Annotated in this window: 16 protein-coding genes; 9 read left to right on the top strand and 7 right to left on the bottom strand. The window is 69.4% G+C overall.

Annotated elements, in window-relative coordinates; all coding sequences use genetic code 11:
* Positions 1 to 20 precede the first annotated feature (20 nt).
* Genes CHC09_RS15680 through CHC09_RS15670 form a run of 3 tightly spaced genes read left to right on the top strand, consistent with a single transcriptional unit; the run spans position 21 to position 2,652 of the window.
* On the top strand, positions 21 to 878 hold the full coding sequence (locus CHC09_RS15680) for a CPBP family intramembrane glutamic endopeptidase (RefSeq protein ID WP_089293838.1): 858 nt from the start codon (positions 21 to 23) through the stop codon (positions 876 to 878).
* Positions 875 to 2,005, top strand: a complete 1,131-nt coding sequence (locus CHC09_RS15675; RefSeq protein ID WP_089293837.1) for a sensor histidine kinase — start codon at positions 875 to 877, stop codon at positions 2,003 to 2,005. The genes CHC09_RS15680 and CHC09_RS15675 overlap by 4 nt, the downstream gene beginning before the upstream one ends.
* Positions 2,002 to 2,652, top strand: coding sequence for a response regulator (locus tag CHC09_RS15670; RefSeq protein ID WP_089293836.1), 651 nt, complete (start codon positions 2,002 to 2,004; stop codon positions 2,650 to 2,652). Before CHC09_RS15675 ends, CHC09_RS15670 begins: the two co-directional genes overlap by 4 nt.
* 3 nt (positions 2,653 to 2,655) lie before the next feature.
* Here the strand turns inward: CHC09_RS15670 and CHC09_RS15665 are convergent, their stop codons facing one another.
* Entirely contained in the window at positions 2,656 to 3,021 is a 366-nt protein-coding gene (locus CHC09_RS15665; RefSeq protein WP_089293835.1) for a winged helix-turn-helix transcriptional regulator, read from the bottom strand.
* Between the two features lie 80 nt (positions 3,022 to 3,101).
* Here CHC09_RS15665 and CHC09_RS15660 point away from each other — a divergent pair, with 80 nt between their 5' ends.
* Positions 3,102 to 4,082, top strand: a complete 981-nt coding sequence (locus CHC09_RS15660; RefSeq protein ID WP_089293834.1) for a zinc-dependent alcohol dehydrogenase family protein — start codon at positions 3,102 to 3,104, stop codon at positions 4,080 to 4,082.
* Here CHC09_RS15660 and CHC09_RS15655 read toward each other — a convergent pair.
* Positions 4,079 to 4,696 carry a TetR/AcrR family transcriptional regulator gene (locus CHC09_RS15655; protein WP_089293833.1) on the bottom strand — a complete coding sequence of 206 codons (618 nt, stop codon included), beginning with the start codon at positions 4,694 to 4,696 and terminating at the stop codon, positions 4,079 to 4,081. The genes CHC09_RS15660 and CHC09_RS15655 overlap by 4 nt on opposite strands.
* Positions 4,697 to 4,807: 111 nt before the next feature.
* On the opposite strand from CHC09_RS15655, the gene CHC09_RS15650 reads away from it, so the two are divergent.
* Complete coding sequence (locus tag CHC09_RS15650; RefSeq protein ID WP_089293832.1) at positions 4,808 to 5,980, top strand: FAD-dependent oxidoreductase; 1,173 nt, start codon at positions 4,808 to 4,810, stop codon at positions 5,978 to 5,980.
* On the opposite strand, the gene CHC09_RS15645 is transcribed toward CHC09_RS15650, so the two are convergent.
* On the bottom strand, positions 5,943 to 6,788 hold the full coding sequence (locus CHC09_RS15645) for a helix-turn-helix transcriptional regulator (RefSeq protein WP_089293831.1): 846 nt from the start codon (positions 6,786 to 6,788) through the stop codon (positions 5,943 to 5,945). The two genes, CHC09_RS15650 and CHC09_RS15645, sit on opposite strands and share 38 nt — an antisense overlap.
* Before the next feature lie 148 nt (positions 6,789 to 6,936).
* Here CHC09_RS15645 and CHC09_RS15640 point away from each other — a divergent pair, with 148 nt between their 5' ends.
* The gene (locus tag CHC09_RS15640) at positions 6,937 to 7,482 is read left to right on the top strand and encodes a YbhB/YbcL family Raf kinase inhibitor-like protein (protein ID WP_089293830.1); all 546 of its coding nucleotides are present in this window, start codon (positions 6,937 to 6,939) and stop codon (positions 7,480 to 7,482) included.
* A gap of 138 nt (positions 7,483 to 7,620) precedes the next feature.
* Positions 7,621 to 9,093 (top strand): phenylacetate--CoA ligase family protein, encoded by a 1,473-nt coding sequence (locus CHC09_RS15635; protein WP_203833082.1) that lies wholly within the window; start codon positions 7,621 to 7,623, stop codon positions 9,091 to 9,093.
* A 27-nt stretch (positions 9,094 to 9,120) separates the two neighbouring features.
* Here CHC09_RS15635 and CHC09_RS15630 read toward each other — a convergent pair whose 3' ends face one another.
* The 4 genes from CHC09_RS15630 to CHC09_RS15615 form a co-directional block, all read right to left on the bottom strand.
* Positions 9,121 to 9,720 (bottom strand): AAA family ATPase, encoded by a 600-nt coding sequence (locus CHC09_RS15630; protein WP_089293829.1) that lies wholly within the window; start codon positions 9,718 to 9,720, stop codon positions 9,121 to 9,123.
* Positions 9,721 to 10,038: 318 nt separating this feature from the next.
* Positions 10,039 to 11,484 (bottom strand): group II intron reverse transcriptase/maturase, encoded by a 1,446-nt coding sequence (gene ltrA, locus CHC09_RS15625; protein WP_089293828.1) that lies wholly within the window; start codon positions 11,482 to 11,484, stop codon positions 10,039 to 10,041.
* A gap of 519 nt (positions 11,485 to 12,003) precedes the next feature.
* Positions 12,004 to 12,642: a DUF402 domain-containing protein gene (locus CHC09_RS15620; protein WP_143232355.1), complete on the bottom strand. Its 639-nt coding sequence runs from the start codon at positions 12,640 to 12,642 to the stop codon at positions 12,004 to 12,006.
* Positions 12,600 to 13,100 (bottom strand): NUDIX domain-containing protein, encoded by a 501-nt coding sequence (locus CHC09_RS15615; protein WP_089293826.1) that lies wholly within the window; start codon positions 13,098 to 13,100, stop codon positions 12,600 to 12,602. The genes CHC09_RS15620 and CHC09_RS15615 overlap by 43 nt, the downstream gene beginning before the upstream one ends.
* A gap of 141 nt (positions 13,101 to 13,241) precedes the next feature.
* Between CHC09_RS15615 and CHC09_RS15610 the strand changes: the two genes are divergently transcribed.
* Positions 13,242 to 14,009 (top strand): maleylpyruvate isomerase family mycothiol-dependent enzyme, encoded by a 768-nt coding sequence (locus tag CHC09_RS15610; RefSeq protein WP_089293825.1) that lies wholly within the window; start codon positions 13,242 to 13,244, stop codon positions 14,007 to 14,009.
* Between the two features lie 53 nt (positions 14,010 to 14,062).
* Positions 14,063 to 14,575 carry a DinB family protein gene (locus CHC09_RS15605; protein WP_089294180.1) on the top strand — a complete coding sequence of 171 codons (513 nt, stop codon included), beginning with the start codon at positions 14,063 to 14,065 and terminating at the stop codon, positions 14,573 to 14,575.
* The last annotated feature ends 99 nt before the right edge of the window (positions 14,576 to 14,674 follow it).

Genomic DNA, 14,674 nt, shown 5'->3' with positions numbered 1-14,674 from the left:
GATTCTGCGAAGGGTGTGTCATGCGGTTCATCATCCAGTTGGTCACGGTGGTCGCGGCCTCGTTCCTGGCCGGTCAGGCGGTCCGTCTGGCCGACGGCAACGTCTGGCTCTCGCTGTCCGTAGGGGTGCTCGCCTCGGTGTTCTTGACGGCGGCCTACTACGGCGTGGTCCGGGTCACCGAGAAACGTACGGTGACCGAACTGGCGCGGCAGGGGGCCGCGTCCGGGCTGATCAGGGGAACGCTGCTGGGGGTCGTGATCTTCGCGGCGGTGATCGGCGTGATCGCGGTCAGCGGCGGCTACCGGATCCTCGGGCTCGGCGACGACCCGGGCAACGCGATCGGCCTGATCGGGTTCATGGCGGCGGCCGCGACGACCGAGGAGCTGATCTTCCGGGGCGTGCTGTTCCGGCATCTGGAGAAGGTCACCGGCACGGGGCTGGCGCTGCTCGTGTCCGCATTGGTGTTCGGCGGCGTACATCTGCTCAATCAGGATGCCACGCTGTGGGGCGCGCTCTGCGTCGCGATCGCCGGTGGCGGCATCATGACTTCCGCGTACGTCGCCACCCGTAGCCTGTGGCTGCCGATCGGCCTGCATTTCGGCTGGAACTACGCGCAGTCCGCGATCTTCGGCTCCGAGGTCTCCGGAAACGGCGTGCAACAGGCGGTCCTGAATTCGGAATCGACCGGCAACGCGCTGGTCAGCGGCGGGCAGTTCGGCCCGGAGGCGAGCATCTTCACCGTGCTGGCCGGTGTGCTGGTCACGGCGGCGTTCCTGGTGCTGGCCCGCCGCCGCGGCAACCTGATGCCGAGGCGCCGCGGGGCCGAGCCGACCGGGCTCACCCGAGCCGCCGAGCCGGCCTCTAAAATCGATCGATGATCAGCGTTGCCGAGCTACGGGAGCGGTGGCGCCGCCTCGACGTCACCGTCCAGGACCTTCCGCTCGCGCTCCTGATCACCGCGCTGGCCCTGGTCCCGGCCTGGCACCGGCACGGCACCCAGCTCGCCGACCTGGTGCCGGCCCGGCCGTTCGACGGCTGGGGCGTGCTGGCGATCGCCGTCGAGTGCCTGCCGCTGGCGATCCGCCGCAAACAGCCCATAACCACTCTGGCCCTGGTGTCCATTGGCTTCGCCGCCGACCAGCTCTGCGGTTGGAACACGCTCGGCGGCACCGCGCTGTCGGTCGCGCTGATCAGCGCGGGCATCCACCTGGCGCACCACCGCCGGGAGACGGTGATCGCGGCGTCCGCCGGGTTCTTCGCGCTGGCCGCCGTGCTGGCTCGGCTGGGGCAGCTCGGAATCGACGTGGTGGTGCTGTTCTACGCGGTGCTGGCTTCGATGTGGGCGGTCGGGGCCGGGATGCGGCGCAACCAACTGGCCGAGATGGAATATCGCCGGCATGCGGAGGAGACGGCTCGGGCCGCCGAACGCACCCGGATCGCACGGGAGCTGCACGACGTGGTGACCCACCATGTGACCGCGATGGTGGTGCAGGCCGAGGCGGCGCGATACCTGACCGCGGCACCCGAGCGGCTCGACGAGGCGCTGACCGCGGTCTCGGACACCGGGCGGCACGCGATCACCGACCTGCGGCACCTGCTCGACCTGCTCAACCCGGCTCACGGCGGTGAGCTGCGGGTGCTGGTCGAGCAGACCCGGCGGGCCGGGCAGCCGGTGGAGCTGGTCGAGCAGGGCAGCTCGCCGGGCACCCCCGGCGGTGCGGACGCCACCGTCTACCGCGTCGCGCAGGAGGCGTTGACGAACGCCCTCAAGTACGACCATGGCGCGCGAACCAGCGTCACGGTGCGCTACAGGGCGAGGGAGATAGAAGTGCGGATCAGCACGGACGGATCGGGGTCGGGTACGGCGTCGCCCGGCGGGAGCGGGCGCGGCCTGGCCGGGCTGCGCGAGCGCGTCGGCACGCTGGGCGGCGACTTCACCGCAGGTCCACAGGCGGAGGGTGGTTTCCTGGTCACCGCACGGATCCCGGTCGGGGTGAGTTCGTGATCCGGGTGCTCGTCTGTGACGACCAGCCGCTGATCCGGACCGGATTCGCCACGATCATCGACGCCCAGCCGGACCTGGCGGTGGTCGGTGACTGCGGCGACGGCCACACCGCGGTCGCGCTCGCCCGCGAACTCGAGCCGGATGTGGTGGTGATGGACATACGCATGCCGGGTCTGGGTGGCATCGAGGCCACCGCCCAGCTGGCCGGCGCCGGCGTGCCGCATCCGGTCAAGGTCCTGGTCGTGACGACGTTCAACCTCGACGAGTACGTCTACGAGTCGTTGCGGGCCGGTGCCAGCGGCTTCCTGCTGAAGGACGCCCCGCCCGCACAACTGCTGCACGGGATCCGCACCGTGGCCGCCGGCGCGGCGCTGCTCGCCCCCGAGGTCACCCGTCAGCTCGTCGGCCGGTACGCGGCCCGGATCCGCCCGGCCGTGGACTCCCCCGGCGACGTGCCGCTGAGCGTGCGCGAGCTTGAGGTGCTGTGCCTGATCGCGAGCGGCCTGTCCAACAGCGAGATCGCGGCGACGCTGGTGATCAGCCACGAGACGGTCAAGACGTACGTCTCGCGGATCCTGACCAAGCTGGATCTGCGCGACCGGGTCCAAGCTGTGGTCTACGCCTACCGCCGCGGCCTGGTCACCTGACGATCAGGCTTCGCGGCCCTCGTTCTCCTGAAAATCGACGATCGCCTCGCCGTTGTCCCGTGCCCATTCGGTGAGCACTTGGATCGGCTCGATCAGGGTGCCGCCGAGCGCGGTCAGGCTGTACTCGACGCGTGGCGGCGCTTCCGCGTACGCGTGCCGCTCGACCAGGCCGTACCGCTGCAGCCGGCGCAGCGTCTGGGTGAGGACCTTGCCCGAGATGCCGCCGATGAGTTCGGCCAGATCGCTGGGCCGTTGCGGCTTGAGACTGAGGGCGAACAGTACGATCACCGCCCACTTCTCGGCGAGGATCTCGACTGCCAGGCGGGTGGGGCAGTCGGCGAGGAAGACCTGTCCGGAGGTGTCGTGCACAAACCGAAAGTTACCAGCGGGTTCCTATCAGCTCCGTAGCGTCGCTTGTCGAATCGCACTGGAAGCAGAAGGAGTCATCCATGCCACGGGTAGTCGTGTTCGATGAGACCGGCGGTCCGGAAGTCCTGCGCGTCGTCGAGGAGCCGGTCGTCGAACCCGCAACGGGTGAGGTACGCGTCCGGATCGAGGCTTTCGCCGTCAACCCGCTCGACCAGATGGTCCGCGCCGGACAGAGCCCGCGGCCGGTGCGGCTGCCGAACGCCCGGCTGGGTGTCGAGGGAACCGGCGTCATCGACGCGCTCGGTTCCGGCGTCACCGGCCTGGCGGTCGGCGATCCGGTCATCCTCGCCGCTCTCCCCGAATTCGCGACCAAGGGTGCGTACGCCGAGTACATCACGGTGTCGGCGAGCCAGGTGGTGCCCCGGCCCGCCGGACTGGACGTCACCGATGCGGCCGCGTTCTGGGTCACGTACTTCACCGCGTACGGCGCGCTTGTCGAGAGGGCCGGGATGCGGCCCGGTGACCAGGTGCTGATCACCGCGGCCTCGGGCGGTGTCGGCCGCGCCGCGATCCAGATCGCCAACCAGATCGGTGCCGTTCCGATCGCGGTCACCCGGCACACCGCGAAAGTCCGGAGCCTGCTCGACGCCGGTGCCGCCGCGGTCATCGCCACCGACCGCGAGGATGTGGCCGAGTCCACCCGCCGGCACACCGCGGGGGCGGGCGCCGACATCATCCTGGACGCCGTCCTGGGCCCGGGCCTGGCCGAGTTGTCCCTGGCCGCCAGGCTCGGCGGCACTCTGGCCGTGGTGGGCTGGCTGGATCCGAGGCCGGCGTCGTTCCCGGCGAACCCGTCGCTGACCATTCACCGCTACATGGCGTTCGCGGACATGACCGATCCGCAGACCGTGTCGCGGGTGGCGGCCTTCCTGTCCGCCGGCGTCCGCACCGGCGCGCTGCGTCCCAGGGTCGACCGGGTCTTCGGCCTGGACGACATCGTCGAGGCGCACCGCTACCTGGAGAAGGGAACGCCCGAGGGCAAGATCGTCGTGACGGTCTAGGTGCCCGCTGCCGGACGGGCTGGCGACGCTCGCGGTCCGTCCGGTCGCGTCCATCCGCGCGCCAGGATGTCGAAGATCGCCTCGACAGCGGCGCGAGGATCCGGTCGGCCGCGGACGAGGGCGGGGATTTCGAGTACGAATCTGGCCAGTGCCACGCAGGCCAGGTCGTCGTGGTCCGCGCCGCACTCCGCGGCGATGGCGGCGCTGAGCGTCTCGGTGTGCCGGGTCCACATGCGTTCGGCGTACGAGCGCAGCGCCGGCGTCGCGTCGACCAGGGCGACGAACTCGGCCGCCTGGGGATGCCGGGCGAAGGGAAGATAGGCGCTCAGGAGGTGCTCGCGCAGAGCGTCGACGATGCCCTGGCCGCCGGCTCGCTCACGCACTGCCGCGATCAGTCGCGCCTCGTTGTCCTGCTCCTGGTCGAAGACCAGCGCTTCCTTGCCGGAGAAGTGCTTGAACAGCGTCGTGGTCGACACGTCGGCCGCGTCGGCGATCTCGCGCAGGCTCACCCGGTCGTAGCCGTGCTCGAGGAAGAGGCGAAGGGCCGCGTCGGCGATCGCCTGCCGGGTGGCCGCCTTCTTGCGTTCTCTCCGGCCGACAGGGGTCTGGGTCATGAGCCGAGTATAGGGGTAAGTGGTACCGAGCACTAAGTTGACTCGTTGCACTTTTGAACTCGTTCTGCTTTTCTGGGATGGCAACCCGGGTCACCCAGAAGGAGAAGAACCATGACCTCACCCAGGCAAGCCCGCATCAGCGTCATCGGCGCCGGGCCCGCCGGGCTCACCTGCGCCCGCATCCTGCAGCGGCACGGCATCGCCGTCACCGTCTACGACCGCGATCCCAGCCGGGAGGCCCGCAACCAGGGCGGCACCCTCGACCTGCACGCCGACAGCGGCCAGCTCGCCCTGCGGGAGGCCGGCCTGCTCGACGAATTCCTCCGGCTGTGCCGCCCGGAGGGCCAGGAGATGCGCGTCCTCGGCACCGACGGCGAGCTGCGGGCCCACCTCGTCCCGGAGGAGGGCGAACTGTTCAAACCCGAGATCGACCGCGGTCAGCTACGCGACCTCCTGCTCGATTCCCTGACGCCCGGCACCGTACGGTGGGGTCACACCCTGGCCGGTGTCAGCGGACCCGCCGCCGGTCCTCGCACCCTGCACTTCGCCGACGGCACCGCCGTCGAGACGGACCTGGTCATCGGCGCCGACGGCGCGTTCTCCCGGGTTCGCCCGGTCGTCTCACCCGCCACCCCGCGGTACACCGGCGTCAGCTTCACCGAAGCCTGGTTCCATGACGTGGAGGATCGGCACCCCGAGCTGTCCGCGCTGGTCGGCCAGGGCAGCGCCACAGGAGCCGACGGCCGGCGCGCACTGTGGGGCCAGCGCAACAGCGGTGATCACATCCGCGTCTACGTCATCCGCAAGGTCCCGGCCGACTGGATCGCTGCCGCCGGCTTGCGGCCCGACGACACCGCCGGCCTCCGCGCCCGCCTGCTCGACGAGTTCGCCGACTGGTCTCCCGGCCTGCGGCAGATGATCAACGACAACGACGGTCCGTACGTCGACCGGCCGATCTTCGCGCTTCCCGTTCCACACACCTGGGAGCACGATCCCACCGTCACACTGCTCGGTGACGCCGCCCATCTCATGCCCCCGCTCGGCGTCGGCGTCAACCTCGCCATGCTCGACGCCGGCGACCTCGCGCTCGCGCTCGCCGGCTGCGCGAGCGTCGACGAGGCTGTTCGCGCCTACGAGGGCATCATGCTGCCGCGCTCCACCGAGACCGCCAAACTGCTCGAGGGCCGTGCCGAGGATCTGCTCTGCGACGACCTGCCGCCCGAGTTCGGCGACGACCACGACGCCTTCAATTCACCGCACGCAGTCCGTTCTGCGGAAAAATGAGCGAGCGCAGAGCGTTCTCGGCCTCCGTGTCGGCCGGAGTGACGACCGAGAGTCGCTGGTCGGATCCATCCTGGACGGCCAGCACATCGTAGTGCAGGGTCATCATTCCGGCGGCCGGGTGCAGAACGCGCTTGGTCCCGTTCGTACGCTTCTCCACGGTCTGGTCGTCCCACCAGCCCGCGAAGTCTCCGCTCTGCCGGCGTAGTTCACCGACCACAGCCCTGAGCCGCGGGTCGTCCGGGTGCCGGGCCAGGTTCGCTCTCAGGTTTCCGACGTGCTCGCGTGCGATCCGGGTCCAGTCCAGCTGGAAGTCGCGGGCGCCGGGGTCGAGGAAGAGTGGTTCCGCCGTGTTGATCCCCACCGCGAAGCCCGGGCCGAACAGGGCCACCGCGGCCGCGTTGTGCGCGAGGACGTCGAACCGGAAGTCCAGGATCCAGGCGGGAGTCGTCGGCATGCTGTGCAGCAGGGTCCGTAGCGACCGGCTCACCGGCGCCGCCACGTGCCGGGCGGGCGGGGCTTCGCCCCGGGCGATCAAGTGCAGGTGGTGACGTTCGGCCTCGGACAGTTTCAGGGCCCGGCCCACCGCGTCCAGGACGGCGGCGCCGGGAACGCCGACCCGGCCCTGCTCCAGCCGGATGTACCAGTCGATGCTGACGGCCGCGAGTTGTGCGACCTCCTGACGCCGCAGACCCGGCGTCCGGCGCCGGCTCGTCTCCGGCAGGTCCACGTCCTCCGGTCGTACGCGCGATCGCATCGCCCGCAGGAACGCGGACAGCTCGGGCCGGTTCGTGGCTCTGGGCGCTGGCATCGCCCCAGTCTGCTGCGGCACGGTGCCGTGCGTCGACCGCTGAGGGTGGCACTGCGGGCACCAGCATGCCGAGGATCTCCCTGCCCGTAGCCGCGCGGCGCAGGCTTTCCAGCGTTCGCAGTCCACCAGTTAGAGGAGTGCAATCGCCATGACTGCCGCCAACAACCCGTTCGCCCGCCTTCCGCGGGTGCCGAGCTTCGAGGTCAAGAGCACCGCGGTCGCCGACGGTCAGCCCCTGCTCCCGTCCCAGATGTCCGGTGCTTTCGGGATCCCCGGCGGCCGGGACATCTCCCCCGACCTGACCTGGTCCGGCGCGCCCGAAGGCACCAGGAGCTTCGCGGTGACCGTTTTCGATCCCGACGCGCCGACGATGTCGGGCTTCTGGCACTGGGCCGTCGCCGACATCCCGGCCGCCGTGACCGCTCTGCCCGCGGGCGCCGGTGACGGCGCGGGCCCGGGATTGCCGCAGGGGGCGGTCCAATTCCCGAACGATGCTGGCCTGGCTCAGTACATCGGCGCGGCCCCGCCCGCCGGTCACGGCCGGCACCGGTACTTCATCACGGTGCACGCCCTTGACGTCGAGGAGATCGGCGTGCCGGCCGAGAGCACTCCGGCCGTCCTCAGCTTCACCATGGCCGGCCACATCCTCGGCCGCGCCACCATCGTGGCCACCGCGGAGACGCCCGCTGCCTGAGGGTCACCCCTGACTCCCCCGGCGTGCCGCCGTCCAGCAGATCCGGAATCTCGCGGTGGCTGACACGCGCGTGACCGTCCGCTACCGAGCATTGCCGCTCGTACGGAGCGAAACCTGAGACGATCCGGGCGGGGCGCGATGCGCGTCGCCCGGATCGCCGAGGAGGAGCCGATGTTCGACGCGGAGAGCGGGATGCGGGTCAGCGCCGGGATGCGCGACTTCTACACCGGGCGGCTGCCGGCACTCGACCCCCTCGAGCTGTTCCGCCGGATGGCGGCGGGCGTGCCCGCCTACGCCGATTTCCTGCGTGGGCACGGCATCGAGGCGGGAGCGGTGCGGTCCCTCTCCGAGATCCCGCTCATGACAAAGATCAATTACCATTCGCGGTACGACCTACCGCAGCGCTGCCACGGCGGCACCCTCAGCGGCTGCGACATGGTGGCGGTCTCCTCCGGCTCCTCGGGCCGGCCCACCGTCTGGCCCCGGTCGGTGCTCGACGAGCGGGCGGTCGCGGCCCGCTTCGAGCAGGTCTTCGCCGACGGTTTCCGGGCCGCCGAGCGCGGCACCCTGGCCGTGGTCTGTTTCGCGCTCGGCAACTGGGTCGGCGGCATGTACACGACCGCCGCCTGCCGGCACCTGACCGCCAAGGGCTACCCGATCACCGTCGCCACACCGGGCAACGACGTCGCCGAGATCCTGCGGGTGGTCGGTGAACTCGGCCCGCTCTTCGACCAGGTGGTCCTGCTCGGCTATCCGCCGTTCGTCAAGAATGTGATCGACGCCGGGATCGCCGCGGGCGTCGACTGGCCGGCGTACAAAATCAAGATTGTTCTTGCCGGTGAGGTCTTCAGCGAGGCCTGGCGGGACCTTGTCGCGGCCCGCGCCGGCCTGCATGACCCGGCGACGGACGCGGCCTCGCTCTACGGCACCGCCGACGCCGGGGTGCTGGGCAACGAGACCCCGTTGAGCGTACGCATCCGGCGGTTCCTCGCCGACCGCCCGGAGATCGCCGTGCCGCTGTTCGGCGACGCCCGCCTGCCCACCCTGGTCCAGTACGACCCGGCGACCCGGTTCTTCGAGACCGTCGACGGCACCCTCGCCTTCACCGGCGACGGCGGAGTGCCGCTGATGCGGTACCACATCGCCGACGAGGGCGGCCTGATCGGCCGGGCCGAGCTGGTCACGCTCTGCCGCGACCACGGCTTCGACCCGGGCGACGGCCCGGACCTCCCGTTCGTGTACGTCTTCGGCCGGTCCCTGTTCACGGTCTCGTTCTTCGGGGCGAACATCTACCCGGAAAACGTGACGGTCGGCCTCGAGCGCCCGCACATCGCGGCGCGGGTCACCGGCAAGTTCGTGGTACGCAGCATCGAGGACGCCGACCGCGACCGGCGGCTGTCCGTCGTCGTGGAGCTCGCACCCGGCGTGACCGGCTCCGCCGAGCTGGCCGCCGCCGTCGCCGAGTCGATCCGCACCGAGCTGGTGCGGCTCAACAGCGAGTTCGCCCACTATGTACCGGCCGGCTATCAGCTGCCGGAGGTGGAGCTGCGCGCGCCGGGCGACCCGGAGTACTTCCCGCCCGGCGTGAAACACCGCTACACCCGCCCATGATCACCCGGTGTGAGGCCGGCGGCTTCGTCACCGCGGTGCGGCTTTCTCCGCGCACCTTGGGCACTTCGTCGGGCATGGGGTGAGGGGTCTTGCCCGGCCGAGGCCGCTCGCGTTCAGGATCGTCGTTACGACGCCCTCGAAGTCGACGGTCTCCGGGATGATCTGTTCGCCGTCGATGCCGAGCAGGTCCCGCTCGGCGTACCAGCCGCGCATCGTTTCCGCGGTGACCGGGATCGGCTCCGCTCGGCGCTGGTGACGGCGGACCGTTTCGTCGAACGAGACGGCCATGTAGAAGCAGGCGACCGGCCCCGGGTGTCCGGCGATCAGGTTCCTCAGGGACTCGCCGTACTCGGCGGCGGGCAGGATGCCCTCCAGGATCACGTGGTAGCCGGCGTCCAGTGCCATCCGTGCCATCCCGGCGATGAAGGCGGGCGCGACCGGATCGATCCGGCTGCTGCCGTGCTCGCGCAGGACGACGCGGCGGATCTGGTCGTGCTCGATCAAAGCGCACCCGCGGCCGAACCGGCGGCGAACCTCGCGGGCAGTGGTGGTCTTCCCGGAGCCGGAGTTGCCTCGGAGGACGACCAGGATCGGTTTCGGACCTTCGTGGTCGGTGTCCTCGATCATCGGGCCGCTCCGGCATCCTTCACCCCGGACGGCAGTACGGGTGTCGGCCACCCGCTGTCGGGCCGCCAGGTCGACCAGTCCTGGGCCAGTGGTCCCCCGCGGGTTTCGACGAGGTGGACCGCGCGGTGCCGGGCCCGCCCGACCCGCCGATGGTCGGCATCGGTGATCACTCCCAGTCGGCGAGCCTGGTCGTACTCGTAAGGTCGGCATGGGGCGCGGTGCCAGCATTCCTGCTGGTCCGTTTCCCATGCCGCCTCCCGAACCGGACGTGCCCGTTTCCGAGCATCCGGCTCTCCACGAGGTTCTTCGGTGAGCGCTTCACGCGGTGGCCCACGGTGCCGGGATCGCCCCTCGATATCGGTAGCGGGTGACCGCCACCGACCCGGGGTTGAACAAGGAGACCCCGTCGGCGGTCGGCACCCACTCGGGTAAGAACCGCCTTCGGGTGGTTGCCCAGTTCAGGCGCGGGTGCCGTTTGCGAATCCAGTAGACCACCCGGCGCCAGGTGAAGGCGCGTAGGTAGCTGAAGGTCGCTTTCGACACGCCGTGCTTAAAGTAGTTGCACCACCCGCGTGTGGCCGCGTTGACCCATCCCAGAAGTTCGGCCAGGTCACCCGGCTTGTTCCGCCAGGTTATCGCCCGCACCTTCGCCGTAATCGAGTTGAGCGATTTCTTCGACGGGTAGGTGTAGACGTAGTGCTTGCTCGTGCCTCGTTTGCGGTGACGCTGGATGCGAAACCCTAGAAAGTCGAAGCCCTCGTCGATGTGGACCACCGCGGTCTTGGCCTCCGACAAGCGCAAGCCCATCGGTGCCAGAGTCGCGGCCACTTCCTCTCGTAACTGCTCGGCGTCCTCGCGGGTACCGGTCACCAGCACGACGAAATCGTCGGCGTAGCGAACCAGCCGCCAGTTCGGCAAACCCTTGCGACGCCGCGTCTGCCTGCGAGAGTCGGTTGACATCGGACCGCCGTGCAGCCAACCGGCATGAAGCCGGTCGTCCAGCACGGACAGAGCGATGTTGGCCAGCAGCGGTGACAGGATGCCCCCTTGCGGGGTGCCGGTGAAGGTTCCCGATGCTTGATCGGTTTCCGTAAGGACTCCGGCCTTCAAGAAGGCTTTCACCAGGGCCAGGACCCGCTTATCCCCAACTCGTCGACGCACCCGGTCCATCAGGGCTGTGTGGTCGATCGTGTCGAAGCACGCCTCGATGTCCGCTTCCAGCACCCATTTGTAGCGGAGGGTGGTGAATAGTTGGATCTCGGCGATCGCGTCCTGCGCGCGTCGGCCCGGCCTGAACCCGTACGAGCACGGCTGGAACTCCGCCTCGAAGATGGGCTCCAGCACGAGCTTGAGCGCGGCCTGCACCGTCCTATCGATCACGGTCGGGATTCCCAGCCGGCGAAACTTCGCGGTTCCCGGCTTCGGGATCAGCCGCTCTCGCACCGGCTTTGGTGTGAACTGCCCCGACCGCAGCAGCTCCCTGATCGTGCTCAGGAACTGCTCCACACCGTAGTGCTGCTCGACCTGGCGGGCGGTCCAGCCGTCCACCCCAGCCGTACGAGCACCGGTGTTGCTGCGTACCCGACCCCAGGCCACCATCAGGAAGCCGGGGTCAGCGACGAGATTGAACAAGTCATCGAACTTGGCCGACGGATCGTTGCCCGCCCACCGATGCAGCTTGGTCTGAATCTCCAGTACCCGAGCCGCAGCATCTTCCGCCGACGGCCACGGCACGCCGGTATTCACCAGCGTCTCTCCTGGCATGACAGTCTCCTTTCTGCACGTACCTCGCTGTCCGCCTTCGCCATGTGGACGGCTTTCCCGCCCTCGGACTACTACGCGGACTCCGTCCCACCGCAACGCCCCGGCATGGCAACGCGCCCTCCCATCTCCGTCCCCGCAGGTTGCGACGACGGCGGGTTCACGTCCGGTGGTTCCCACGTTCACTGCTGATCGATTGACACAGGAGGCGTCCGGCTGTGCCCCTACGGCCCTCGACGTGGGTACGCCGCAGACATTCCCCACGCCCACCAGGCCCAGCGATGAAGCCCAAACCTGGCGACCCCACTTCGAACAAACAAGCAGGGCTTGACCGTTGACCGACCCATATCCACCAGATTTGAGTCGGCGGAAAGCTTAAGGAGCGTTAACACCGATTTCTATGCGTACGCCTTTGCGTCTTGCTTGCCGGACCCGGCCTGTCTGGTAGTGCCAGGCCGTCCCGGCGTTGTCAGGGCTGCTCCCACCGTTCTCCGCGTTCCCGGAGTCCGGCTGCCCTCAGCTTCAAGGCTCTGCTGCGACAGAACCTCGGCAGGGGTCTTTCACCCCCACTCGATACAACAGCGCCTCGTGGCGCACATCCTCGTCCTTCCAGCTCCATCGGTCGCGGGCCGGATCGGCGATCAGGTCCAGCAACAGATCGAAGGTGTCGATGCCGATGGCGGTGCGCCGAACCGGCCGCTCAAAGTTGATCTTCCACTGGGTCGACCCACCGCTGACGGCCTGGAAACGCTGGACGCTGAAGTCCGGGTCGAGACCGACCCAGGTCAGGAGCACCGTGTCTCGCCAGATCCATTCGCCGAGGTCCCACCGGCCCGCGGCCAGATCGGGGATGCCTTGTTTGCGGACGGCGTCGTCGCGGTTGCCGAGCCACTCGATCCAGGTGGTCGGCGCGTAGGTGGTGACGCCGGGCCAGCAGCAGAGGGTCAGCCGCTGCCCGTCGTCGTCGAGGACCCGGTGCGCGGCCGCGCTCCAGACGCGGCCGTCGAGGACGTCACGCCGCACCGCCGTCGCGCCGATGGCGAAGGTTGCCGAGGCCATTCCGCGGTCTCCGTTCCGGGCTCTGTCGGTCAGCCGTGGCGCGAGCATCAGTTTGGCCGCTAATGCCAGCCGCTCAACAGCAGAGGGGTACCGGCCCGCCACGCGGAAATGGCGGCGACGGTGGACGGATAGGTGTTCGACGGCATCGCGTCGAGCGGGAACCAGCGGATCTCGCCGCACTTGTGCGGCTCCCGGTTGACCGGCTCGCCGTGGCGGTGGACGTCGAACCGGGCGGTGAACACCAGCCCGATCCGGCCGTGCTTGAGGTTGCGGTGATGCACGACGGCGGCGAAGTGCGGCTCGTCCCCGCCGAATCGCACGCCGATCTCCTCGGCTGCTTCCCGCCGGATTCCGGTGAAAGCGTCCTCACCGAGTTCAAGCTTGCCGGACGGCGCGTTCCATTGTCCGTCGGCGTATCCCGTTCCCTCTCGCAGCGCGAGCAGAACCTGGTCACCGTCGATGAGCAGCAGAAACATGTCCACCGGGTGTCGGGGTGCCCGATCGGCCGGCTCGGGTGGGCGTGGGCTGAGGTGCTGCGCGTCGTACCAGATTCTGGTCATGTCCAAGGGGTACCGGACAGCGGGGCCGCTGCGGTGTCGGGCGCGCGACTGACTCCGCCGATCCGGCACAGCATTCGCACATATGGTCGAACACCGCGTGTTGCTGCCGGAGGCCGGGAACGACGCCCACATACGACTGTCATGATCAAGGCCGATGGCTGCACCGCTGATCTCACGGCCGATTCTCCGGAGGAGTACGTAGTGTCGAGCTTCGATGCAATAGCCGCGGGATGGTCCCCCGGGGAACTTCTGGAGCAGATCCGATCGTCGGGTGAACGGCTGATGCGGAGCGCCTCGGGTCTCACCGGCGCAGAAGTGCGGGGACCCTCTCGACTGGACGGTTGGAGCCGCGGTCAGGTACTCGTCCATGTGGCCGGCGCGGCCGACGCCTACGTACGCCTGCTGGACGTCGCCCGCACCGGAACCGAAGCCGGCATCGAGGACTCCAGCGGGCCCGACGCGGACCTGGACGCGAGTCTGACGCGACTGTTCGCACGCGTGCCGGCCCTGCCCGTGCCCGCCTGGCAGAACCTGGTCACGGCGCGCGCGGGCTGGCGTCATCCGGCCTGGTTCACTCTTCTGCGCTGCTGGCGCGAACTGGAAACCCATCACGTCGACCTGGATGCCGGCTATGAGCCCGCCGATTGGCCCGCCGCGTACGTCGCCTGGGCTCTGGACCAGACCTTCGCCACACTGGCCGAACGGGACTTTCCGCTTGCTCGCGCCGAGGCGACCGACCTCGGGCGGATCTGGAAGCTCACGGGCGGCGGCCCGGTGGTCCGCGCTCCGGCACATGTCCTGCTCGGCTGGCTCGCGGGCCGCACGCCCGCGCCTGCTCCGCCGCTCCCCGACCCTCCGATCTGGCCGCTGCCGCCGGCGCCTGGCTGGGGCCGGGCGGACGCCGCGTGAATCCACCCGGCTTGGTCCCCATGCGTCTGGTCGTGAGCCGGTACGGTATCGCGATGAGCGCCAACCGGCCCCTCGCCGCCGAAGAAGTTGTCGCCACCGCCGGTGAACGGGAGGTTCTCGAAGCGTTCGTCGACTACTACCGTCAGGTGCTCGTCGGCAAGCTCGCCGGGCTCTCCGACGACGACGTCCGCTGCCGTCTGGTCCCTTCCCGGACCACTCTGATCGGCCTGGTCAAACACGCCGCTGCCGTGGAGCGCGGCTGGTTCCACCACCATCTCGCTCAGCGGCCACGCGAACAGATCGACGCGAACTCCCGCGGCGATGACGCCAGTTGGGAGGTCGCCGCGGACGAGACGATCGCCGACGTGGTCGCCGAATACGAAATGGCGTGCACCGAGTCGAGGCGGATCGCGGCCCGCATGGCAATCGACGACACCGTGCCGCATCCCCACCTCGGCCGAGTGTCCCTGCGCTGGACCTACGTCCACATGATCGAGGAGATGGCCCGGCACGCGGGCCACGCCGACATCCTCCGCGAACAGATCGACGGCGCAACCGGCGACTGACCACCGGCTGAACTGGCCGGCCGAGCACTTTCTCGAGTTCGCGTGTTACCGCCGTCAGCGGCGAAGGCGCCCTGTCAAGGGGCCGTCCGACCCAACTCG

The sequence above is a fragment of the Actinoplanes regularis genome (assembly GCF_900188005.1).
GTDB lineage: Bacteria > Actinomycetota > Actinomycetes > Mycobacteriales > Micromonosporaceae > Actinoplanes > Actinoplanes regularis.
This window is presented reverse-complemented; position numbering and strand designations above follow the sequence as displayed.

What these genes read in the sequence shown, in the direction of transcription:
- CHC09_RS15640 (WP_089293830.1), top strand. Translation starts at nt 6,937, where the DNA reads ATGACTGCCGCCAACAACCCGTTCGCCCGCCTTCCGCGGGTGCCGAGC.
- CHC09_RS15630 (WP_089293829.1), bottom strand. Translation starts at nt 9,720, where the DNA reads ATGATCGAGGACACCGACCACGAAGGTCCGAAACCGATCCTGGTCGTC.
- CHC09_RS15655 (WP_089293833.1), bottom strand. Translation starts at nt 4,696, where the DNA reads ATGACCCAGACCCCTGTCGGCCGGAGAGAACGCAAGAAGGCGGCCACC.
- CHC09_RS15615 (WP_089293826.1), bottom strand. Translation starts at nt 13,100, where the DNA reads ATGACCAGAATCTGGTACGACGCGCAGCACCTCAGCCCACGCCCACCC.
- CHC09_RS15675 (WP_089293837.1), top strand. Translation starts at nt 875, where the DNA reads ATGATCAGCGTTGCCGAGCTACGGGAGCGGTGGCGCCGCCTCGACGTC.
- CHC09_RS15680 (WP_089293838.1), top strand. Translation starts at nt 21, where the DNA reads ATGCGGTTCATCATCCAGTTGGTCACGGTGGTCGCGGCCTCGTTCCTG.
- CHC09_RS15610 (WP_089293825.1), top strand. Translation starts at nt 13,242, where the DNA reads ATGATCAAGGCCGATGGCTGCACCGCTGATCTCACGGCCGATTCTCCG.
- CHC09_RS15635 (WP_203833082.1), top strand. Translation starts at nt 7,621, where the DNA reads ATGCGCGTCGCCCGGATCGCCGAGGAGGAGCCGATGTTCGACGCGGAG.
- ltrA (WP_089293828.1), bottom strand. Translation starts at nt 11,484, where the DNA reads ATGCCAGGAGAGACGCTGGTGAATACCGGCGTGCCGTGGCCGTCGGCG.
- CHC09_RS15660 (WP_089293834.1), top strand. Translation starts at nt 3,102, where the DNA reads ATGCCACGGGTAGTCGTGTTCGATGAGACCGGCGGTCCGGAAGTCCTG.
- CHC09_RS15645 (WP_089293831.1), bottom strand. Translation starts at nt 6,788, where the DNA reads ATGCCAGCGCCCAGAGCCACGAACCGGCCCGAGCTGTCCGCGTTCCTG.
- CHC09_RS15650 (WP_089293832.1), top strand. Translation starts at nt 4,808, where the DNA reads ATGACCTCACCCAGGCAAGCCCGCATCAGCGTCATCGGCGCCGGGCCC.
- CHC09_RS15605 (WP_089294180.1), top strand. Translation starts at nt 14,063, where the DNA reads ATGAGCGCCAACCGGCCCCTCGCCGCCGAAGAAGTTGTCGCCACCGCC.